Origin of the sequence: Ensifer sp. Root423 (genome assembly GCF_001426275.1) — a bacterium.
GTDB classification, from domain to species: domain Bacteria; phylum Pseudomonadota; class Alphaproteobacteria; order Rhizobiales; family Rhizobiaceae; genus Ensifer; species Ensifer adhaerens.
Genome location: NZ_LMEG01000034.1, coordinates 110,039 through 131,033 on the forward strand (window position 1 = coordinate 110,039; position 20,995 = coordinate 131,033).

Genomic DNA, 20,995 nt, shown 5'->3' on the forward strand with positions numbered 1-20,995 from the left:
CCTCAAGTCCCTTCGCCCCATCTGCCGGAGAAGGTCGCGGATGCGGGATGAGGGGCTGCGACGGCGACCGAAGCCCGCTTAAATCCCCGCCTGCCAGTCCCTGACCGCATCAAGCGGCCAGACGAGCATCAGTACGTTGAGCGTGAGATTGTCGCGGATCAGCCAGCCGGTGAAGAGCTCGAAGACGATGGCGACCGTTACGGTCAGCCAGACGGGCATGCGGGCGGCAAACAGGAAGCCGGCGGCCATGGCCAGTGTATCCATCGTCGAATTCAAGATGCTGTCGCCGAAATAGTCGAGCGAAATCGTTGCCGAGCGGTAGCGGTTGATCACCATCGGCGTGTTTTCGGCGATCTCCCAGGCGGATTCGATCACGGTCCCAAGGAAGAGCTTTGCCGTCAGCGGCTTGCCGCGCAGGAGCAGATGGCCGAGGCCGTAGAACAGGAAGCCGTGGATGATGTGCGACGGTGTGTACCAGTCGGCGATATGCTGCGAGTTGCCGCTGGATTTGACCACGGGCTCGAACAGTTTGACGTAGCCGCATTCGCAGATCCAGAGGCGACCCATCAGATGTTGGGTGACCATCTGGATGATGAGAACAGCAAAACAGGCGGCGAGCCAGAGGAGTGCGTGCCGGTTGCGGCTGTCATTCTCCTCGAGCATCGTGCTCACTCGGCGTTCTCCTTGTCAAGCGAGTGTTTCATGATCAGCGGCATCTGGGCGAGCGTAAAGAGAATGGTGATCGGCATCGTGCCCCAGACCTTGAAGGCGACCCAGAAATCGGTCGTGAACGAGCGCCAGACCACTTCGTTGAGCACGGCGAGGACCAGGAAGAACAGGCCCCAGCGCAGCGTCAGCTTGCGCCAGCCGGCCTCATCCAGCTTGAAGGCGGAGTGGAAGACGTAGCCGAGCAGCGACTTCCCGAACAGCAGGCCGCCGAGCAGGATCGTGCCGAACAGCGTGTTGACGATCGTCGGCTTCATCTTGATGAAGGTGTCGTTCTGCAGCCAGAGCGTCAGCGCGCCGAAGACGAAGACGACGATGCCCGAAATCAGCGGCATCATCGGCAGGGTGCGGGTCAGCACCCAGGAGACGGCAAGCGCGATTGCGGTCGCGGCCATAAACAGGCCGGTGGCGATGAAGATCGGACCGCCGAGTTCGGCGAGCGCCGGAAAATGCCCGGCCAACCATTCGCCACGCGAATTGGCAAAGAAGAAGACCATCAGCGGCCCAAGCTCCAGCACCAACTTGAGCAAGGGGCTGACTTCCTTCTGCGGCTTGGCAGCCTCGATCGACGACATCTGGGGGTCCTGTTTCTGCATGTACCTGCTGCTCATAACACCAGCTTTGCGGCAAAACCATATCAAGGCAACGGGCCGGCGTAACTACGCGCAGGCCCGATCGTCCCGTCAGGCGGCAACGCCGGCGATCGCCTCGGCAAAATCCTTGGCTTCGAACGGCTCGAGATCGTCGATCCCTTCGCCGACGCCGATGAAATAGACCGGCAACTTGTGCTTGGCGGAGATGGCGACGAGGATGCCGCCGCGCGCCGTGCCGTCGAGCTTGGTCATGATCAACCCGCTGACGCCGGCGACGTTGCGGAAGATCTCGACCTGCTGCAGCGCGTTCTGGCCGGTGGTGGCGTCGAGCGTCTGCAGCACGGTGTGCGGTGCATCCGGATCGAGCTTGCCGAGCACGCGCACGATCTTTTCGAGTTCGGCCATCAGTTCCGCCTTGTTCTGCAGGCGGCCGGCGGTGTCGATGATCAGGACGTCGGACTTCTTCTCGCGCGCCTGCTGGAAAGCCTCATAGGCAAGGCCAGCGGCATCGGCGCCGAGTTTGGACGAGACGATTTCTGAGTTGGTGCGCTCGGCCCAGATCTTCAGCTGCTCGATTGCCGCGGCCCGGAAGGTGTCACCGGCGGCGAGCATGACTTTCAGGCCCGCGCCGGAAAGCTTGGCGGCGAGCTTGCCGATCGTCGTGGTCTTGCCGGTGCCGTTGACGCCGACCACCAGGATCACGTGCGGCTTGTGGCTGAGATCGAGTTCCAGCGGCTTGGCGACGGGCGAAAGCACCTTGGTGATCTCGCCGGCCATGATGCGCGACACGTCCTCGCCCGAGACATCCTTGCCGTAGCGTTCCGAGGCGAGCGTGTCGGTGATGCGCATCGCCGTTTCGACGCCGAGGTCGGCCTGGATCAACAGGTCTTCGAGATCCTGCAGCGTCGCTTCGTCGAGCTTGCGCTTGGTAAACAGGCTGGCGATCTGGCCGGTCAGTTGCGATGAGGTGCGCGCGAGGCCGCGGCGCAGGCGCTGGTACCAGCTGAGCTTTTCCTTCGGCGCGGCGACGGGTTCTTCCTTGGGCTTGCGCTCGGTGGCGGAGAAGCCCTTGGGCAAAGCGGGCGTAGCGGTGGGCTCGGCCTCTGCTGTCTCGGTCGGCGCGACGTCGGTGGCGGCTTCTGCTGCGTTGGCTTCTGCGGTCTCGATGCTTTCGCGGAGGGCTGCGGCTTCACCCCCGTCTGCCCTGCCGGGCATCTCCCCCACAGGGGCGGAGATCACGCTGGGCTCGCTCTCGAGTTCGGAAGCAAGCGTTTCGGTTGGCGTGACCTCGTCTGCTTCGGCAGTCGTGACGTCGCTTGCCGTGGGTTCGGCATCGTCAGCAGCTTCTTCGATTCTCTCGACGATTTCGGCCTCGCGGGAGGCTACGATGATCTCATCGGAGGGAGCAGGCGCCTTGTGCGCAACAGGCGCCGCAGTCTCGGTGGCAGCTGTTGCTTCCTCAGCTGTGGCCTTGGTCTCCGTCTGCTCTCCCGCCTTGTGGGGGAGATGTCCCGAAGGGACAGAGGGGGGTATCGCGGCTTCAGTCTCGGCCGGCGTTACCACAGCTTCGACCGGGGCGGCTTCGTCGCGCGCCAGCTCTTCGGCGTCGTCGGAGGCCGGGCCACCGGCCGTCTCGATCTCGGCCCCAAGCACCGGATCGTCGTCGGACAACGGCAGGGTCTCGATGTCGACAGGTGGTTCGAAGGCGGTTTCCGGGCTCTCTTCGACGATCTCTGCCTCGGCAACGGCGGCAGGCGGTTCGACCGCCTCGGAGCTCGGCTCCGGCTGCGCCTCGACTTCGGGCGCAGAGACGATCGTCTCCTCCGGTACACCTTCCGGCGGCTTCGTTTCCTCCACCGCGCCCTTGCCGAAGGTGAAGATCCTCTTGATGAAACCCATTGCCATTCAGGAATTCCGCATAAATCAGGCCGCAGCCATCTGTTTTACCTGCATCGTCAGATGCTTGCCATTGTGGCCGGTGATTGAGACCGGGACAAGCGCACGGGGCGTCAGGTCAGCCGCGTCGACGAGCGTGAAGTTTTGTGTGTGGGCAAGCCCGTTGTTCTCGACCAGGATCGTCTGCTCGCTGCCGACCATACCTTCGAGGTGGCGGGCGTAGAGCGTCGCGCCGACGGCGCGAAGCCGCGCAGCACGATCCTTGACGAGCGCCCGGTCGAGCTGCGGCATGCGTGCCGCCGGCGTGCCGGGACGCGGGCTGTAGGGAAAGACGTGCAGATGCGCGATGCCGCAGTCCTCGGCGAGGCTCGCGGCATTTTCGAACATCTCTTCGGTCTCGGTCGGAAAGCCGGCGATCATATCGGCACCGAGGCTGATATCGGGGCGCAAGCGCCGGACCTGATCGGCAAAGGCGCGGGCGTCGGCGCTCGAATGACGGCGCTTCATGCGCTTCAGGATCAGGTCGTCGCCATGCTGCAGCGACAGGTGCAGGTGCGGCATGAAGCGCGCCTCGTCGGCGATCAGGTCGAAGAGGTGTTTGTCGGCCTCGATGCCGTCGATCGAGGAAAGCCGCAGGCGGCGGATTTCCGGAACCTGTTTCAGAAGCGTCTTCGCGAGCAGCCCGAGGGTCGGCGTGCCCGGCAGGTCGGCGCCGTAGCTGGTGGCATCGACGCCGGTCAAGACGATCTCGCAATAGCCGCTCTCGACCAGCCTGCGCGCCTGGTCGACGACGGCGCCCATCGGCACGGAGCGGGAATTGCCGCGGCCATAGGGGATGATGCAGAAGGTGCAGCGGTGGTCGCAGCCGTTCTGCACCTGGATGAAGGCGCGCACGTGGCCATCGATGTGCTTGACCATCTGCGGTGCGGTGGCGCGCACGCTCATGATGTCGTTGACCCGCAGTTTTTCTTCCGCCGAGACGCCGAAATCCGGCAGTGAACGATAGGAGGCGCTCTTCAGCTTCTCCTCGTTGCCGAGCACGGCGTCGACCTCGGCCATTTCGGCAAAGGTCTCCTTTTCGGTCTGCGCCGCGCAGCCGGTGACGATGATGCGGGCATGCGGATTGTCGCGCCGGGCACGGCGGATCGCCTGGCGCGCCTGGCGCACCGCCTCGCCGGTGACGGCGCAGGTGTTGACGAGGATGGCGTTGTTCAGCCCCGCCTTTTCGGCTTCCGCCCGCATCACTTCGGATTCGTAGGTATTGAGACGGCAGCCGAAGGTTATGACCTCGACGCCGCTCAAAGCGCCCGGGCTCCGCCCGCTTCGGCCTCGTCGCGCTGCCAATTGCCGGTCGTCGGGTTCAGCGTGCCGGACCATTCCCATTCGGCAGGTCCCGTCATGACGACATGATCGTCGTGCTCACGCCATTCGATCGTAAGCTTTGCCGGGGCAGGGGCGGATGCGACGTCGATCGCCACCTTGCGGCCGGTGCGGCCGGTGCGCGCGGCGCTGACCGCAGCCGCGCAAGCCGCCGAACCGCAGGCAAGCGTCAGCCCGGCGCCGCGTTCCCAGGTGCGGGTGCGCAGCGACGAGGGCGAAAGCACCTGCGCCAGCGTGATGTTGGCGCGCTCGGGAAACATCGGATGGTTTTCGAGCAGCGGGCCGAAACGATCGAGATCGAAGGACATCGGGTCTTTGTCGACCCAGAAGACGGCGTGCGGATTGCCCATCGACATGGCCGAGGGCGAGTGCAGGACGGGATTGTCGATCGGTCCGATCTGCAGTTCGATGCGGCTCGTATCGGCAAATTCCTCGGCAAGCGGGATCTTGTCCCAGGCAAAGACCGGCTTGCCCATGTCGACCGAGATCGTGCCGTCCTCATGCTCGGTGGCGTTGAGGATGCCTGCAATGGTCTGGAAGGTGAAGGCCTTCTTGCCGGTTTCGGCGGCCAGTGCCTGGACGACGCAGCGCGTGCCGTTGCCGCAGGCCTGGGCCATGGAGCCGTCGCAATTGACGATATCGATCCAGGCGTCGGTGCCCTGAGCCTTGGGGTCGTGGATCGCCATGATCTGGTCGAAGGCGGTTGCCGGATCGGCATTGAGCGCGATCGCAGCGGCCGGCGTCACCCGATCCTTCCGACCGCGCATGTCAACGACGAGGATCTTGTTTCCAAGCCCGTTCATCCTGGCAAATTGCACGTTGTCGGTCATGTCGCGATTGTCCAAACGGGCCCGCTCCGGGCGGGCCATCCTTCATTCGGGCTGTATATGGCGGAAAAGCCCGGAAAATACCAGTGCCGCCTTTATTCGGCTCCCTCGCCGCCGGTCGGTACATCGAAGATTTCGCCGGGGCGAAGCGGCCGGAAGCGGCTGCGGGCGATGCCCGCCGCATCGAGCGCCCGTTCCAGCGCCTGTCGCGGCTCTTCGACGCCTTCGTCGGTCAGGCGAAACGTACCCCAATGGTGGCCGGCGACATGGGCGGCGGCGCAATCGACCATGCCGCGCACGGCTTCCTCCGGGTTCTGGTGCTGGTCCTGCATGAACCAGCGCGGCTCGTAGGCCCCGAAGGGCAGGTTGGCGAGGCGGAAGGCGCCGTGTTTTTCGCGGGCGGCGCGATAGTTGATGCCGTCGTGAAAGCCGGTATCGCCGACGTGGTAGATCTTGCCGGCCGGCGTCTCCACGACGAAGGCGGCCCAGAGCGCCATGCGCCGGTCGCGCGAGCCGCGCGCCGACCAGTGGTGGCAGGGCTCGGCGTGAAGAATGACGTCATCGCCGCAATCGAGCTGGTCGCCCCAGTCGACCACGTCGATCTCGACGTCGGGAACGGCGCGGCGGATGATCGTGTCGTTGCCGAGCGGCGTGACGATGCGGGGAGCATGTTCCTCGTGAAGGGCTGCCAGCGTCTCGACATCGAGGTGGTCGTAGTGATTGTGGGTGACGAGCACGATGTCGATCGGCGGCAGGTCGTCGAGTTCGATGCCGGGCGCGTTGCGGCGCTGCGGGCCGGCAAAGGCAAACGGGCTGGCGCGATGCGACCAGACGGGGTCGGTGAGAATGTTGAGCCCATGCACCTGGATGAGCAGCGTCGCGTGTCCGACCATCGTCACGCGCAGGCGATCGCCTTCGACGCTGAGTTCAGGCTTCACCGGCGCGAACGGGCTTGGATTGTGCGCGGGCCAGCGCACCTTGCCGCTGCCGAACTGCCAGCGCAGGAGATCTGCCGCGCCCTTGGGCGGTTTGCCGTCGGGATTGAAGAACCTGGTGCCGTCGAAATGATCGGTGACGGGACCTTGGTAATAGGGATTGCGTGTCTTCATCCGGGCGGTTCGCCTTGGTTGAAAGGTCAAGGTTTAATAAATTCTTGAAGACAGCAACTGGATTGCTATCGTGGTTCCATGCTCGTTCGATTCGACCCGCAAGAACGTCTCTACAAGACCCTGAAGCTGGTCCGCTCCATCCATCTCAATATGCAGCGCTCGGCAGAACATATGCTCGATGGTGCCGGCATATCAGTGGCGGAGCGGGCGGTTCTCGAACTTTTTTGCGAAATGCCGCTGACGGTGCCGGAAGCCGGACGGCGCCTGTCGATGAAACGGCAGTTCGTGCTCAGGGTCGTCAACGGGCTGATGGACAAGACGTTGCTGGAAAGACGGCCGAACCCGGAACACCGCAGCGCCTATCTTTGTGCGCCGACGGCGGCCGGGCGTGATCTGTTCGCGGAAATCCATCGCCGCGAGGTGGAGTTGCTGCATGCCCTGCTCGGCGATATCAACCAGACCGAAGTGGTGGCCGCACTTCGGGTGATGACGCGGGTGTCGACCGCCTTCGAGCAGCTGGCTGGCGAACTCGACGACGCCGGCAAGGACGAGGCGCTCTGAGCCGAAAGCGCCTCATTTGCCTGCCGTCCTTGACTTTTGCCGCGCTTTCCTGTTTATCCGCGCCAATTCCTTCGCAAGCTCAAGTCTTCGAAGCCACCGACCGGGTCCCGTAAAGGTATAAAGAGAACCCGGAGGTCAACACCCGACAGCGCGTGGCGCCCTCGGGTGGTTTTTGGCTTTGCGCCTTGTTTTCTGCGCGAAGGAACCCACGTTTCCGGCGAGTTGATCGCCACCGGAAACCAGAAGGAAGTGAGAATGTTCGAGAGCCTCCAGGACCGCCTTGGTTCCATATTGAATGGACTGACCGGCCGCGGCGCATTGTCGGAAGCCGATGTTTCCGCTGCGCTCCGCGAGGTTCGCCGTGCGCTGCTCGAAGCCGACGTCGCGCTCGACGTCGTGCGCTCCTTCACCGAAAAGGTTCGTGAAAAGGCCGTCGGCGCCGAGATCCTGAAGTCGATCAAGCCCGGCCAGATGGTCGTCAAGATCGTCCATGACCAGCTCGTCGAGATGCTCGGCTCCGAGGGCGTCACCATCGACCTCAATGCGCCGGCGCCGGTCGTCATCATGATGGTCGGTCTGCAGGGCTCCGGTAAGACGACGACCACCGGCAAGATCGCCAGCCGGATGAAGACCAGGGACAAGAAGAAGGTCCTGATGGCTTCGCTCGACACGCGTCGTCCAGCAGCCCAGGAGCAGCTGCGCCAGCTCGGCGTGCAGACCGGCGTCGACACGTTGCCTGTTATTGCCGGCCAGTCGCCGACCGATATCGCTGCGCGCGCCGTTCAGGCTGCCAAGCTCGGCGGCCACGACGTCGTCATTCTCGACACGGCGGGCCGTACCCATATCGACGAGCCGCTGATGATCGAGATGGCGGAGATCAAGCGGAAGTCCAATCCGCATGAAATCCTGCTCGTGGCAGATGCGCTGACCGGTCAGGACGCCGTCAACCTCGCCCGCAACTTCGACGAACGCGTCGGCATCACCGGCCTGGTGCTCACCCGTATGGACGGCGACGGCCGTGGCGGTGCAGCGCTGTCGATGCGTGCGGTCACCGGCAAGCCGATCAAGCTCATCGGCGTCGGCGAAAAGATGGGCGAACTCGAAGAGTTCCACCCCCGCCGCGTCGCCGACCGTATCCTCGGCATGGGCGACATCGTCTCGCTCGTCGAGAAGGCTGCCGAGAACATCGACGCCGAGAAGGCGGCCGCCATGGCCGCCAAGATGGCCAAGGGCAAGTTCGACCTGAACGACCTCGCAGACCAGCTCGGCCAGATGCAGAAGATGGGCGGCATGGGCGGCATCATGGGCCTGATGCCCGGCATGGCCGGCATGAAGGACAAGATGGCCGCGGCCGGCCTCGACGACAGCCTGTTCAAGCGCCAGCTCGCCATCATTTCGTCGATGACCAAGGCCGAGCGCGCCAACCCGGATCTGCTCAAGCACTCGCGCAAGAAGCGCATCGCCGCCGGTTCCGGCACCGATGCCGCCGACATCAACAAGCTTCTGAAGATGCACCGCCAGATGGCGGACATGATGAAGATGATGGGCGGTAAGGGCAAAGGCGGCATGATGAAGCAGATGATGGGCGGCCTTGCCAACAAGATGGGCCTTGGCGGCCTCGGTGGCGGCGGCATGCCTGATCTCTCGAAGCTCGACCCGAAGCAGCTCGAAGCCCTGCAGAAGCAGGCGGAAGCCGCCGGTCTGAAGCCGGGCGGTATGCCTGGCCTTGGCGGCGGTGGCCTGCCAGGTCTGGGTGGCGCCAAGCTTCCGGGTCTTGGTGGCGGCTTCCCCGGCCTTCCCGGCCTGCCGAAGAAGAAGTGAGGATCGCTTAAAAGATGATTGATCCCGAAATCAAAAAGGAATTGGCGGGCTACCGGCAGTCGATCGACAATATCGATGCCGCGCTCGTCCACATGCTGGCTGAACGCTTCCGCTGCACCCAGGCAGTCGGCGTTCTGAAAGCCAAGCACGAACTGCCGCCGGCCGACCCGGCGCGCGAAGAATACCAGATCGAACGCCTGCGCCGCCTGGCCAAGGATGCCAATCTGGATCCGGATTTCGCCGAGAAGTTCCTGAACTTCATCATCAAGGAAGTCATCCGGCATCATGAAGCCATCGCCGCCGATCGCTCGCATTCCGCGGGCAACGCCGGCACAAACCATTCCGCTTGAACCAAGCGGTCAAGAAAGCCTGCAAGGAGTTACTCAAATGGCACTGAAAATTCGTCTCGCCCGTGGCGGTTCCAAGAAGCGTCCTTACTACCAGATCGTCGTTGCCGACGCCCGCAGCCCGCGTGACGGCCGCTTCCTCGAGAAGATCGGCTCGTGGAACCCGATGCTCGGCAAGGACGACGAAAAGCGCGTCGAGCTCGACGCCGAGCGCGTCAACCACTGGATCGCCCAGGGCGCCCAGCCGACCGACCGCGTTCTGCGCTTCCTCGACCAGGCCGGTCTCGCAAAGCGCCCGGCTCGCAGCAACCCGACCAAGGGTGCCCCGGGCAAGAAGGCTCAGGAGCGCGCTGCTGAAGCCAAGCAGAAGGCTGAAGACGCCGCTGCTGCTGCTGCTGAATAACAGCCGGCGAACGGTCCGGAGAGTGATCGGCGGTCATCTGCCGACGCAGCTCTCCGGCTAGCCGTGGCTTAAGGAAACGGGTGGCATTTCCATGCCGCCCGTTTTCCGTTATGTGCACCGAGATATACCGAAACGGATGCGGACGATGAGCAAACTCGAAAACCCGGTTCTGATGGCGACGATCGGCGCGGCGCAGGGCCTGCGCGGCGAGGTCAGGGTCAAGTCCTTTACCGATGATCCGACGGCGCTCGGCGAGTATGGCAATCTGCACAGCGCAGACGGCCGTGTGTTCGAGGTGCTGGAGATTCGCGAGGCGAAAAACGTCGTCATCGTTCGCTTTCGCGGCGTCAATGACCGCAATGCCGCCGAGGCGCTCAACGGCCTCGACCTGTTCATCGAGCGCGACAACTTGCCCGATGACGATCTCGACGAGGACGAGTTCTTCTATGCCGATCTCGAGGGCCTGGAAGCGATCGACGGCAATGGCACGAGCTACGGCAAGGTCAGCGGTGTCTTCGATTTCGGCGCCGGCGATCTCCTTGAGCTGAAGGGGCCAGGCCGACGTCCGGTGCTGATCCCGTTTACCGAATGGTCGGTGCTGGAGATCGATCTGGAAGCGGGGCGGCTGCTGGTCGATCCGGTTGCGGCCGGCCTTACCGACGACAAGGACCAGGATCCGGGTAGTCCGTTTTCCGCGAAGCGCAAGTGAGCATCGCGGCCATGACGTTTCGCGCCACCATCCTGACGCTCTATCCCGAAATGTTTCCGGGCCATCTCGGCGCCTCGCTTTCCGGCAAGGCGCTCGAGCGTGGCCAGTGGTCGATCGAGCCGGTGCAGATCCGTGATTTCGCCGAAGACAAGCATCGCACAGTCGACGACACGCCGGCTGGCGGCGGCGCCGGCATGGTGCTGAAGCCGGATGTGCTCGCGCGCGCGATCGATCGTGTCTCGGAGAACGACGATCGGCCGCGATTGCTGATGAGCCCGCGTGGCCGACCGCTGACACAGGAGCGGGTGCGTGAACTCGCCGCCGGCCCCGGCGTCGTCATCGTTTGCGGACGCTTCGAAGGTGTCGATCAGCGGGTGATCGACGCCCGCGACCTCGAAGAGGTTTCGATCGGCGACTATATTCTTTCGGGCGGCGAGCCGGCGGCCCTCACGCTTCTCGATGCGGTGGTGCGCATCCTGCCGGGTGTCATGGGCAACGAGCTTTCGGGTGTGCATGAGAGCTTCGAAGGCGGGCTGCTCGAGCATCCGCACTACACCCGCCCACAGGTCTTCGAAGGCCGCGAAATCCCGGCAGTGCTGACCTCGGGTAATCATGGCGCCATTGCCAAATGGCGCGAGGCGGAGGCGCGGCGGCTGACCGCCGAGCGCCGGCCCGATCTTCTTAATCAACCCGTGAAGAAGTAATAGGCGGCAAGCAGCAGACCGACGGCGACGACCAGCGTGCGGATGACCGCCTGCGGCACGCGTCTTGCTGCCCAGACGCCGCTGTAGCCGCCAAGGGCGGCCCCTGGCACCATGATTGCCGCGTGCAGCCAGGACACGACCCCGCCGGCGGCAAAGACGACGATGGCGATCGCGGCAATAACGATCGAGATGAAGTTCTTGAGCGCGTTCAGCCGGTGATAGCCGCCGCCGGTCGCAAGTCCCAGCACTGCCAGCATCATGATGCCCATGCCGGCGCCGAAGAAGCCACCGTAAATGGAGGTGACGAACTGGGCGCCGATGCCGACCGGATTGATCGCATGCTCGTCGACGCGGGCCCTGGGCTTCAGGAGCGGCCCGGCAGCGAAGATCGCCGTCGCGGCCAGCAGCAGCCAGGGCACAAGCGCGCGGAAGGAGGCATTGGAGAGCGAGATGAGCAGCAGCGCGCCGGCCAGACCGCCAAGTGCGGAGATGACGCCGAGCAGGATCGCATAGCGCTTGTCGGCGCGGATCTCCTTGGCATAGGCGAGCGCCGAGGTGATGTAGCCTGGAAACTGGATGATCGACGAGGTCGCGTTGGCGACGATTGGCGAGAGACCGCCAAGCGTCATCGCCCCGAAGGTCAGGAAGGTTCCGCCGCCGGCAATGGCATTGACGACGCCGGACAGGAAGCCGGCCGCAAACAGCATGAGTATTTCGAAGATGTTCATGGTCTCCCCCGACCCCTCATGCTCGGGATAGCCGGTGGTTGTGCCGGCCGCAAGTCCGTTGCATCGGACAATGATCACGCGCGTGTTTGCGTATTTTCTGATAAATTCGGCTTTCCTGGCGCGGATGCCTTAGAAATTATGGCCTTCGGGGATGACAAGGCAGTGCGATTGGTGTAAGTGCCGCCCCGGTTCGGGTTGCATGCCCGTCGACCAAAACAAAGAATGGCGAATCCGCTCCTGCCGGTATCCGGCAAGACCTGAAGGCTGGCCCGACAGGTTCATCGAGAGCGCTCTGGCTGTTTCAGAAGAACTTGAAAGGTTAGACCGATGAACATCATCCAGCAGCTGGAAGCCGAACAGGCCGCCAAGATCGCCGCCAAGCGCACGCTCCCGGAATTCTCCGCAGGCGACACGCTCCGCGTCAACGTCCGCGTTGTCGAAGGCAACCGTACCCGCGTCCAGGCCTATGAAGGCGTTTGCATCGCTCGTTCGGGCGGCGGCATCAACGAAAGCTTCACCGTTCGCAAGATCTCCTACGGCGAAGGCGTCGAGCGCGTATTCCCGGTTTACTCTCCGCTCGTCGAGAGCGTCGAAGTGGTTCGCCGCGGTAAGGTCCGTCGCGCCAAGCTCTACTACCTGCGCGACCGTCGCGGTAAGTCGGCTCGTATCGTCGAGAACACCGGCACGCGCGCCCGCAAGCTGAACGAAGCCGAGCGTCAGGCGTTTGCCGAGGAAAAGGCACGCATCGAGGCTGAAAAGGTTGCAGCAGCTCAGGCGCTCGCCGCCGAGAAGGCAGCAGCCGAAGCCGCCGAAGCAAAGGCAGCAGCGGAAGCCGCAGCAGAATAACATTTCAATCCCTAGGGATTGTTGGAAAGGCGGCCTCGGCCGCCTTTCTTTTTTGGTACTATCCGCTTGTCTTTTCGACGGAATTTGTGACATTTTCCGCTGCCACACTTTTCGGGAGCTCCTCCAATGACAATCCGTCGCCACGTGCTTGCGGGCATCGCAGCCGCACTTGCAGCACCTTTTGCGTTTTCTGCACCGGCGCTGGCCGCCGACCTGCCTGACCTCGGCGGCAAGACGGTCGTCGTCGTCACGGAGAACGCCTACCCGCCGCTGCAGTTTGTCGATCCGAAGTCCGGCGAAGCCAAGGGCTGGGAGTACGACGCGATGAACGAGATCGCCAAGCGGTTGAATTTCAAGGTCGAATACCAGAACACCAGCTGGGACGCGATGATCCAGGCGGTGCATGACGGTCAGTACCAGATCGGCATGACGGGCATCACCATCAAGGACGACCGCAAGGAAAAGGTCGATTTCTCGGACCCCTACATGCGCTCGCAGCAGTTCATGCTGGTGCGCAGCGACGAGGCCCGCTTCAACGATGGCAAGAGCTTCGGCGCCTTTGCCGACGGTCTCGTCGGCGCACAGCCGGGTACCTCGCCGTTCTACACCGCCGTCTACGAAATGCTCGATGGCAACGAGCAGAACCCGCGCATCAAGCTGTTTGAGACCTTCGGCGCGACCGTTCAGGCGCTGAAGGCCGGCGACGTCGACGTGGTCCTGACCGATAGCGTCGCCGCCAAGGGCTATGTCGATTCCTCCGAAGGCAAGCTCAAGGTCGTCGGTGGGCCGCTCGGCACCGAGGATTTCGGCTTCATCTTCCCGAAGGGCTCGGATCTCGTGGCTCCGGTCAACGCCGCGATCAAGGCGCTGAAGGAAGACGGTACCTTCGACGCCCTCGATAAGAAGTGGTTCCTCGAATACAAGATGGGCGGCTGATAGCAGGCTATGGCCGCTCCACAATCTTCAGACATGTCCGGCAAGGGCGACTATCCCTGGTGGTTGGTCGCCCTTGTTGTGATCGCTGTGTCGCTCGCCGCCGTGATCATCAGCAATGACATCTTCTCGGAAGTCTTCACCGTCGTCTTCAAGGGCCTTGGCGTCACCGTCTTCGTGACCCTCATGGGCTTCGTGCTGGCGACGACGCTCGGCCTCGGCATCGCGCTGATGGCGCTCTCCGAGCACTCGTCCCTTCGGCAGATCGCCCGCTTCTATACGGAAGTCATCCGCGGCGTGCCGATCCTGGTGCTTCTGTTCTACATTGCCTTCGTCGGCGCGCCGGGGCTCGTCGTCGCGGCCAATTTCATCTCAGCACCGCTGATTAGCGCCGGCTGGATGGAGCCGGTTGTCGTGCGCGACATCTCCTTGATGTGGCGGGCGATCCTGGCGCTGATGATCGGCTATTCTGCGTTCATCGCCGAAGTGTTCCGGGCGGGCATCCTCTCGGTAGACAAGGGGCAGGTCGAAGCCGCTAAGGCGCTCGGGCTTTCACGCTACCAGCGCTTTCGTCTCGTCATCTTTCCGCAGGCGATCCGCGTGATCCTGCCGCCGCTCGGCAACGACTTTATCGCCATGGTCAAGGACAGTTCGCTCGTCTCGGTGCTCGGCGTCGCCGACATCACGCAGATGGGCAAGGTCTATGCCTCCGGCTCCTTTCGCTTCTTCGAGACCTATTCGATCGTTGCCTATGTCTATCTCGTGCTGACCATCGGTCTGTCGCTGGGATTGCGGGGGCTGGAGCGGCGGCTCAGGCGCGCGGAGCAGCGCTGAGTCCGTTTCCGGCAATTGCCGACCTGTCAGAAAATTGATATGAACACGGCCATGGAATCCAAATTCGGATGTAGCGAGCAGAAAATCGTCGTGCTGCAGGACCACAAGCGCCTGCCGGCACGCTTCTTTGCGCGCGTCCACGGGGCGCTTACAAGCCGCCTATCCTGATCTCCTGATCAGTGCTTCCGGCCGCCTTGCCGCCGGCTTTCCTACTTTTTCTGAAAACTCGATGGATATACCGCCATGAGCGCACCGCGTACCCTCTATGACAAGATCTGGGATGATCACCTGGTCAACGAACAGGACGACGGCACCTGTCTTCTCTACATCGACCGTCACCTCGTTCACGAAGTGACGAGTCCGCAGGCCTTCGAAGGTCTGCGCATGGCCGGCCGCAAGGTCCGTGCGCCTGAAAAGACGCTCGCTGTCGTCGACCACAATGTTCCGACTTCGGCCGACCGTCACCTCGGCATCAAGAACGAGGAAAGCCGCATCCAGGTCGAGGCGCTCGCCAAGAACGCCGCCGACTTCGGCGTCGAATACTACTCGGAAAACGACAAGCGCCAGGGCATCGTGCACATCGTCGGCCCCGAGCAGGGCTTCACCCTGCCGGGCATGACCATCGTGTGCGGTGACAGCCACACCTCGACACATGGCGCCTTCGGTTCGCTGGCCCACGGCATCGGCACGTCGGAAGTCGAGCACGTGCTCGCGACCCAGACGCTGATCCAGAAGAAGGCGAAGAACATGCTGGTGCGCGTCGACGGCCAGCTGCCGCCGGGCGTCACCGCCAAGGACATCATCCTCGCCATCATCGGCGAGATCGGCACTGCCGGCGGCACCGGCCACGTCATCGAGTTTGCCGGCGAAGCGATCCGCTCGCTGTCGATGGAAGGCCGCATGACCATCTGCAACATGACGATCGAAGGCGGCGCCCGCGCCGGCCTGATCGCGCCTGACGAAACGACGTTCGCGTATATCAAGGACAAGCCGCGCGCACCGAAGGGTAAGGCCTGGGACATGGCGCTCGACTACTGGAAGACGCTGCACACGGACGAGGGCGCGCATTACGATCGCGTCGTCGTGCTCGACGCCGCCAACCTGCCGCCGATCGTCTCCTGGGGCTCGTCGCCGGAAGACGTCATCTCGGTTCAGGGCATCGTTCCCAATCCGGATGAGATCCAGGAAGAGAACAAGCGGGCCTCCAAGTGGCGCGCGCTCGACTATATGGGCCTGAAGCCGGGCACGAAGATCACGGACATCGCCGTCGACCGCGTCTTCATCGGCTCGTGCACCAACGGCCGCATCGAGGACCTCCGGGCCGTGGCCGAGGTGGTCGAAGGCCGCAAGGTCGCCTCGACCGTTTCGGCGATGATTGTTCCGGGATCCGGCCTCGTGAAGGAACAGGCCGAGGCCGAAGGCCTCGACAAGATCTTCCGCGAAGCGGGCTTCGACTGGCGCGAGCCGGGCTGCTCCATGTGCCTGGCGATGAACGACGACCGGCTGAAGCCTGGCGAGCGTTGCGCCTCCACATCGAACCGCAACTTCGAGGGCCGTCAGGGCTTCAAGGGCCGCACGCATCTGGTCTCGCCGGCGATGGCGGCAGCCGCTGCGGTCGCGGGTCATTTCGTCGATATCCGCGAATGGAGATAGGCCGGGTCTGAGCTTTTCCGGCGTCAATGGCCGCCCTTCGGGGCGGCCTTTTTTATTTGGCGCTCTCCCCGCCCGCGCGCCTGAAATGGGTTAAGCTGTGCGGGCCGAGGCACATTGGGGAGAACGATGGGATGAGCGACGATCTGCCTGTGCAACGCTACCGTCTGCTGCTGTTGCGCCATGCCAAGTCCGCCTGGCCGGACGGCGTTGCCGACATCAACCGACCGCTCGGCGAGCGAGGCCGCAAGGCGGCGCCACTGATGGGGGGCTATATGGCTCGGCATGCGCTCGTGCCGGATCTCGCCCTCGTCTCGACCGCGAAACGGGCGCAGGAGACCTGGACACTGGTAGCCGCTGCCTTGCCGCCCGGCATCACGGTCGAAAACACCCGGGCGATCTATGAGGTGGAGGCCGCCCAGATCCTCAGCGTGCTTCGTGCAACCGACCCGGCCATCAGGACGCTGCTGATCGTCGGCCATAATCCCGGCATGGAGGACCTGGCGCATGAACTCGTCGGCTCCGGCGATGCGGATCTGCGTATGCGCATGGCGGACAAGTTTCCGACGGCGGCGCTTGCCGTCCTTGAATTCGAAGCGACTGGCTGGCGTGAGCTTCTGTCCGGCGGGGCCAGGCTCGCGCGCTTCGTGACGCCGCGTTCGCTCGATTGAGCCGATCGGACGTCGAGGTCAGATTACCTTCACGACGGTGCCGCGGCGCATATGCGGGATCAGCCGACGCATCGCCGGCAGGCTGACGGCGACGCAGCCCTGCGTCGGCTCGTAGCCCGGCCGGATCAGGTGAAAGAAGATCGCCGAACCGGCATTTCGCCGGCGCGCGAGCAGGTTCCAGTCCATCACCAGGCAGATGTCGTAGAGCCCGTCGTCACGCATTAATTCCTCATGGCTCGGCTGGAAGGGTGCCTTGACCGGGCGATTGTAGAGCGCGTGGCGTGTCGCGTCGCACCACAGCATGCCCGTGCGCGTCGTCCGGGTCGGCAGCGGCGTCGACGGCAGGAGGAGGCGGTCGCGCCTGACATAGCCGCCGATCAGCTTCATCGCGGCGCGTGGCGTGGCGCCATCGCCCTCGCGCTTCAGGCTGGTAATGCCACTTCGCCCGATGGCGGCGTGCTCGACGCGGCCGTCGAACGAGACAAGTGCTCGCTTGCGATCGCGCGGTGCGGCGCGCACGGTGATGACAGATTTGGCTGGTCTTCTTCCCGACGTTTTCTTGAGCATCATTCTCACGGATTTTTGCTTTGCCCGTGATTTGGGGGGCACCATAAGCACGGTTACGGATATAAAGAGGTAGCAACGCTGGTTCGCTTGCCAACACAGGCATTTGAGCTAGTTTGAAAACGGAAGCAAACAGGAATTGTCCCATGGCGACCCGTACCATTCTTCTTGTCGATGACGACAATGACCTGCGCGAGACCCTGGTCGAGCAGCTCTCGCTCTACGAGGAATTCGACCTCATCCAGGAAGCGACTGCCGGCAAGGGCATCCAGACGGCGCGTGCCCAGCAGGTGGACCTGTTGATCATGGATGTCGGCCTGCCGGACATGGACGGTCGCGAAGCGGTGAAGCTGCTGCGCAAGGGCGGCTTCAAGGCGCCGATCATCATGCTGACCGGCCACGACACCGATTCCGATACGATTCTGGGCCTTGAGGCCGGCGCCAACGATTATGTGACGAAGCCGTTCCGTTTCGCCGTACTGCTCGCCCGCATCCGCGCGCAGCTGCGCCAGCACGAGCAGAGCGAGGACGCAACCTTCAGCGTCGGGCCCTACACGTTCAAGCCGAGCCAGAAGCTGCTGACGCTCGAAAACGGCCAGAAGATCCGGCTTACCGAAAAGGAAGCGGCGATCATCCGCTATCTCTACCGCGCCGACCAGAAGGTGGTGACGCGCGACGTGCTCTTGGAAGAAGTCTGGGGCTACAATTCCGGTGTGACCACCCACACGCTCGAAACCCACGTCTATCGTCTGCGCCAGAAAATCGAGCGGGACCCTTCCAATGCCGAGATTTTGGTGACAGAGAACGGCGGCTACAAGATCGTTCCGTAGCCGGGGTGCGCAGGGTGGCAATCCACTTCTCGCGCGTTCTCCGTAGACTGTTGTTTGCATGGGTCGCGTGCGCGATCCGGTCCATCGGGACCGGCACTGGCGTGACCGTGGGAGGTTAGCCGCTTGGCGCTCAACGACGATATCGTGCTTCTGTCCAACGTGCCGCTGTTTGCCGATATCAGCGAGGACAAGCTGAGGCTGATCGCCTTCGGCGCGGAGCGGCGCCGCATCTTCAAGGGACAGGAGCTGTTTCGCGAGGGGGCGCCGGCCGATTGCGCCTATGCGATCGCCAGCGGCAGCTTGTCCCTGTCGAAGGCCGGTTTCGACGGTTCTGAGACGACGGTCTCGACCGTCAGTCGCGGAGCGCTTCTGTCGGAACTGGCGCTGATCTCGATGGTCGAGCGTAAGTTCACGGCAACGGCCGAGGAAGACAGCGAAGTCATTCGCATCAATCGGCCGCTCTTCCGCCGCATGCTGGAGGAATATCCTGAAGTGGCCGAGCTCGTCGAAGCGCGCATCCGCGAAAACCTGCAGGCGATGATCCGCCGGGCCGGCGCGCTCGCCGGCCGTTTTGCTTGAACCGCGCTACGGTTTCCCGCTACCACCGATACTTCAGCGAACCGAGCACGGTGCGGCCCTGGCCGAAATAGCAGTAGCCATCGGTGCAGACCTCTTCGCGGCGATCGCCGAGATTGGTAGCGCTGACGGCGAGCGACAGTCCGTCGAGTTCGGGATTCTTGACGCCGAAGTCGTAGGCGATCGAGGCGTCGAAATAGACGGCGCCGCCGTTCTTGGCGGTGTTGGCATCGGACGTGTAGGAGCTTGACGCCAGCCGTACGCCGCCGCCGAGGCTGAGGCCCGCAAGCTGCTTGTCTTCGGGCAAAAGATAGTTCACCCACAGCGATGCGACATGGCGCGGCTTCGTCGACGGCACGTTACCGATCAGCGACGGATCGACGTTTCCGGTGATTTCAGCGTCGTTGTAGTTGTAGGCGGCGATGAAGCTCAGGCCGTTGTCGAACTCCCGGCGTCCTTCCACCTCGAAACCATTGGTCGTCACCTCGCCGGCCGACTTGTAGTAGTAGCCGACGGGAAGGGACGGGTCGGACACGTATTGCGGCGCGCCGCTTTCGACGATCCGGTAATAGGCCGCGCTCAGTGAATAGGCTTCGCCTTCCGGATGGTACTTCACGCCCAGTTCGACCTGCTCGCCGGTCGTCGGATCGAGCACGCGGCCATCGGCCGAAAGCTCTGTGCGCGGCACGAAGGAGGTGCTGTAGCTGGCATAGGGCGCGATGCCGTTGTCGAAGAGGTAGAGCAGACCGGCCTGCCCGGTGAGTTCGCCATCGTCCTTGCGATCGACGACGCCGGTGTTCTTGTTGGTGCTGGTCTGGTCGACCCAGTCGTAGCGAAGGCCACCAACGGCGCGCCAGTTGCCTACCTCCAGCTGATCCTGGACATAGATGCCCGTCTGCCGAAGGTCCCGCCCGCTGAAGCTGGTAAGTGCTGGCGTCGGACCGCCGACGCCGAAGGTCGGGTTGTTGAGATCGAAGCGATAGGCCGGATCGACGGCGCCGAAGCCGAGGCCGAAGTCCGAGGTGATCCAGGTGTAATCGAGGCCGGTCAGCAGCGTGTGCGAGGCCGCACCGGTGTCGAAGTTGGCTTCGAGCTGGTTGTCGATCTGGTAGGCGCGCTGGTCGTCCTTGATGGCGACGGGTGAGCGGTCAAAGACGCCGGGCGCGACCTCCGTCCCGAACTGCAGGTAACGGGCCTTGAGGTCCAGATCGCTGACGCGGCCGTGCTGGCGGAAGGTCAGGCCGTTGTCGAACTCGTGCTCGAACTTGTAACCGGCCTGGACCTGGCCGACCTTCTGGTAGTCATAGTCCGGGTCGCTGTAGCGCAGCAGCCGGCCGTCATGCTCGAGCACCCGCGGGCTGGCGTCGCTTTCGCCCTTCTGCGCCAGGCCATAGACCGTCAGCGACGTGCCTTCGTCCGGCTTCCAGGTGAAGGAGGGCTGCAGCAGGTAACGATCGTCGGCAACGTCGTAGTTGGTCTCGCCGTTTCGCAGAAGCCCGACGATGCGATAGAGGACGTCGCCGTCAGCCGTTACCGGTCCGCCGACATCGAAGGCGGCCTGGGCGCGACCGATCGTGCCATATTGCAGCTCGACCTCGCGGTGGGGCTCCTCCTCCGGCATCTTCGAGATGCGGTTGACGATGCCGCCGGCGCCGGCAGCACCGTACATGACCGAGACCGGACCTTTCAGGATCTCGATCCGCTCGAGGCCGTAGACCTCCGTCGGGAAGGTGCCGTAGTTCATGTAGGGCTGGCGCAGGCCGTCACGGAAATCGCCGGTCGTCGTCGTCTCGAAGCCGCGGATATAGATCTGGTCGAAACGCGGATCGAAGCCGAAGGCGCCGGTCGTGACGCCGGCGGCATAACGCGTTGCCTGGATCATGTCCTGCACGCCGCGTTCTTCGAGCTCCTTGCGCGTGACCACCGAGACCGAGCGGGGCGTTTCGATCAGCGGGGTGTCGGTCTTCAGCGCCGAGACGTTGCGTGTCGGCACGATCGTGTCGTTATCCTCGGCGATCGCCGCAGCTGCCTTGCCGGCCGTCGCTTCTATCTTTTCCAGACGGGTGGTCTTCTGGCTTTCGGCCGATTGCGCATGGGTCGCTGTCGGCGAAAGGATCACGGCGACAGCGCTTGCGGCGAGCACGGTGGTCGCGGACAGCGCGCGGCGCGAGGCGCGCAGGAAGGTGGTCGGCAAGGTCTTTGGCATCTCTGGCCCTCTTGCGGGCGCACGAAAACCCTCCGGCCAAAGCCAGAGCCAAGCACCCGAATATCAGTGAAAACGACGGCT

At 63.6% G+C, this 20,995-nt stretch carries 22 protein-coding genes; 13 read left to right on the forward strand and 9 right to left on the reverse strand.

Annotated features, from left to right (window positions below; genetic code table 11):
- Positions 1-78: 78 nt before the first annotated feature.
- The 6 genes from ASD01_RS24125 to ASD01_RS24150 all read right to left on the reverse strand — a co-directional run bounded on the left by ASD01_RS24125 (position 79) and on the right by ASD01_RS24150 (position 6,531).
- Positions 79-663 carry a DUF2585 domain-containing protein gene (locus ASD01_RS24125; RefSeq protein WP_034803129.1) on the reverse strand — a complete coding sequence of 195 codons (585 nt, stop codon included), beginning with the start codon at positions 661-663 and terminating at the stop codon, positions 79-81.
- Positions 664-668: 5 nt separating this feature from the next.
- Entirely contained in the window at positions 669-1,301 is a 633-nt protein-coding gene (locus ASD01_RS24130) for a septation protein A (RefSeq protein WP_082584685.1), read from the reverse strand.
- Between the two features lie 108 nt (positions 1,302-1,409).
- Positions 1,410-3,224 carry a signal recognition particle-docking protein FtsY gene (gene ftsY, locus ASD01_RS24135; RefSeq protein WP_034802818.1) on the reverse strand — a complete coding sequence of 605 codons (1,815 nt, stop codon included), beginning with the start codon at positions 3,222-3,224 and terminating at the stop codon, positions 1,410-1,412.
- An 18-nt stretch (positions 3,225-3,242) separates the two neighbouring features.
- The gene (gene mtaB / locus ASD01_RS24140) at positions 3,243-4,517 is read right to left on the reverse strand and encodes a tRNA (N(6)-L-threonylcarbamoyladenosine(37)-C(2))-methylthiotransferase MtaB (protein WP_034802815.1); all 1,275 of its coding nucleotides are present in this window, start codon (positions 4,515-4,517) and stop codon (positions 3,243-3,245) included.
- A complete protein-coding gene (gene dapF, locus ASD01_RS24145; protein WP_034803126.1) occupies positions 4,514-5,425 on the reverse strand; it encodes a diaminopimelate epimerase in 912 nt (303 codons plus the stop codon). The genes mtaB and dapF overlap by 4 nt, the downstream gene beginning before the upstream one ends.
- A gap of 92 nt (positions 5,426-5,517) precedes the next feature.
- On the reverse strand, positions 5,518-6,531 hold the full coding sequence (locus tag ASD01_RS24150) for an MBL fold metallo-hydrolase (protein WP_034802812.1): 1,014 nt from the start codon (positions 6,529-6,531) through the stop codon (positions 5,518-5,520).
- 78 nt (positions 6,532-6,609) lie between these two features.
- Here ASD01_RS24150 and ASD01_RS24155 point away from each other — a divergent pair, with 78 nt between their 5' ends.
- The 6 genes from ASD01_RS24155 to trmD all read left to right on the forward strand — a co-directional run bounded on the left by ASD01_RS24155 (position 6,610) and on the right by trmD (position 11,076).
- Positions 6,610-7,092: a MarR family winged helix-turn-helix transcriptional regulator gene (locus tag ASD01_RS24155; RefSeq protein ID WP_034802808.1), complete on the forward strand. Its 483-nt coding sequence runs from the start codon at positions 6,610-6,612 to the stop codon at positions 7,090-7,092.
- A gap of 255 nt (positions 7,093-7,347) precedes the next feature.
- Positions 7,348-8,913: a signal recognition particle protein gene (gene ffh / locus ASD01_RS24160; RefSeq protein WP_034803123.1), complete on the forward strand. Its 1,566-nt coding sequence runs from the start codon at positions 7,348-7,350 to the stop codon at positions 8,911-8,913.
- A gap of 14 nt (positions 8,914-8,927) precedes the next feature.
- Positions 8,928-9,263, forward strand: a complete 336-nt coding sequence (locus ASD01_RS24165) for a chorismate mutase (protein ID WP_034802805.1) — start codon at positions 8,928-8,930, stop codon at positions 9,261-9,263.
- A gap of 37 nt (positions 9,264-9,300) precedes the next feature.
- On the forward strand, positions 9,301-9,663 hold the full coding sequence (gene rpsP, locus ASD01_RS24170) for a 30S ribosomal protein S16 (protein ID WP_034802802.1): 363 nt from the start codon (positions 9,301-9,303) through the stop codon (positions 9,661-9,663).
- Positions 9,664-9,808: 145 nt separating this feature from the next.
- Positions 9,809-10,372 (forward strand): ribosome maturation factor RimM, encoded by a 564-nt coding sequence (gene rimM / locus ASD01_RS24175; protein ID WP_034803120.1) that lies wholly within the window; start codon positions 9,809-9,811, stop codon positions 10,370-10,372.
- A gap of 11 nt (positions 10,373-10,383) precedes the next feature.
- A complete protein-coding gene (trmD, locus tag ASD01_RS24180; protein ID WP_034803117.1) occupies positions 10,384-11,076 on the forward strand; it encodes a tRNA (guanosine(37)-N1)-methyltransferase TrmD in 693 nt (230 codons plus the stop codon).
- Here the strand turns inward: trmD and ASD01_RS24185 are convergent.
- Positions 11,058-11,804 (reverse strand): sulfite exporter TauE/SafE family protein, encoded by a 747-nt coding sequence (locus ASD01_RS24185; RefSeq protein ID WP_060644535.1) that lies wholly within the window; start codon positions 11,802-11,804, stop codon positions 11,058-11,060. The genes trmD and ASD01_RS24185 overlap by 19 nt on opposite strands.
- A 327-nt stretch (positions 11,805-12,131) precedes the next feature.
- On the opposite strand from ASD01_RS24185, the gene rplS reads away from it, so the two are divergent.
- The 5 genes from rplS (at position 12,132) to ASD01_RS24210 (ending at position 16,738) form a co-directional block, all read left to right on the forward strand.
- Positions 12,132-12,650 carry a 50S ribosomal protein L19 gene (rplS, locus tag ASD01_RS24190; RefSeq protein ID WP_034802800.1) on the forward strand — a complete coding sequence of 173 codons (519 nt, stop codon included), beginning with the start codon at positions 12,132-12,134 and terminating at the stop codon, positions 12,648-12,650.
- 126 nt (positions 12,651-12,776) lie between these two features.
- Positions 12,777-13,586, forward strand: coding sequence for a transporter substrate-binding domain-containing protein (locus tag ASD01_RS24195; RefSeq protein WP_034802798.1), 810 nt, complete (start codon positions 12,777-12,779; stop codon positions 13,584-13,586).
- A gap of 9 nt (positions 13,587-13,595) precedes the next feature.
- Positions 13,596-14,417 carry an amino acid ABC transporter permease gene (locus ASD01_RS24200; RefSeq protein ID WP_034802795.1) on the forward strand — a complete coding sequence of 274 codons (822 nt, stop codon included), beginning with the start codon at positions 13,596-13,598 and terminating at the stop codon, positions 14,415-14,417.
- 243 nt (positions 14,418-14,660) lie between these two features.
- Positions 14,661-16,070: a 3-isopropylmalate dehydratase large subunit gene (leuC, locus tag ASD01_RS24205; protein ID WP_034802792.1), complete on the forward strand. Its 1,410-nt coding sequence runs from the start codon at positions 14,661-14,663 to the stop codon at positions 16,068-16,070.
- Positions 16,071-16,201: 131 nt separating this feature from the next.
- On the forward strand, positions 16,202-16,738 hold the full coding sequence (locus ASD01_RS24210) for a SixA phosphatase family protein (protein ID WP_034802788.1): 537 nt from the start codon (positions 16,202-16,204) through the stop codon (positions 16,736-16,738).
- Positions 16,739-16,756: 18 nt separating this feature from the next.
- On the opposite strand, the gene ASD01_RS24215 is transcribed toward ASD01_RS24210, so the two are convergent.
- Positions 16,757-17,305, reverse strand: coding sequence for a L,D-transpeptidase family protein (locus ASD01_RS24215; RefSeq protein WP_034802785.1), 549 nt, complete (start codon positions 17,303-17,305; stop codon positions 16,757-16,759).
- Between the two features lie 143 nt (positions 17,306-17,448).
- On the opposite strand from ASD01_RS24215, the gene ASD01_RS24220 reads away from it, so the two are divergent.
- Positions 17,449-18,132: a response regulator transcription factor gene (locus ASD01_RS24220; RefSeq protein ID WP_034802783.1), complete on the forward strand. Its 684-nt coding sequence runs from the start codon at positions 17,449-17,451 to the stop codon at positions 18,130-18,132.
- A 123-nt stretch (positions 18,133-18,255) separates the two neighbouring features.
- Complete coding sequence (locus ASD01_RS24225) at positions 18,256-18,711, forward strand: cyclic nucleotide-binding domain-containing protein (protein WP_034802780.1); 456 nt, start codon at positions 18,256-18,258, stop codon at positions 18,709-18,711.
- A gap of 19 nt (positions 18,712-18,730) precedes the next feature.
- On the opposite strand, the gene ASD01_RS24230 is transcribed toward ASD01_RS24225, so the two are convergent.
- Positions 18,731-20,914, reverse strand: a complete 2,184-nt coding sequence (locus ASD01_RS24230; RefSeq protein WP_034802777.1) for a TonB-dependent siderophore receptor — start codon at positions 20,912-20,914, stop codon at positions 18,731-18,733.
- Positions 20,915-20,995: the final 81 nt, after the last annotated feature.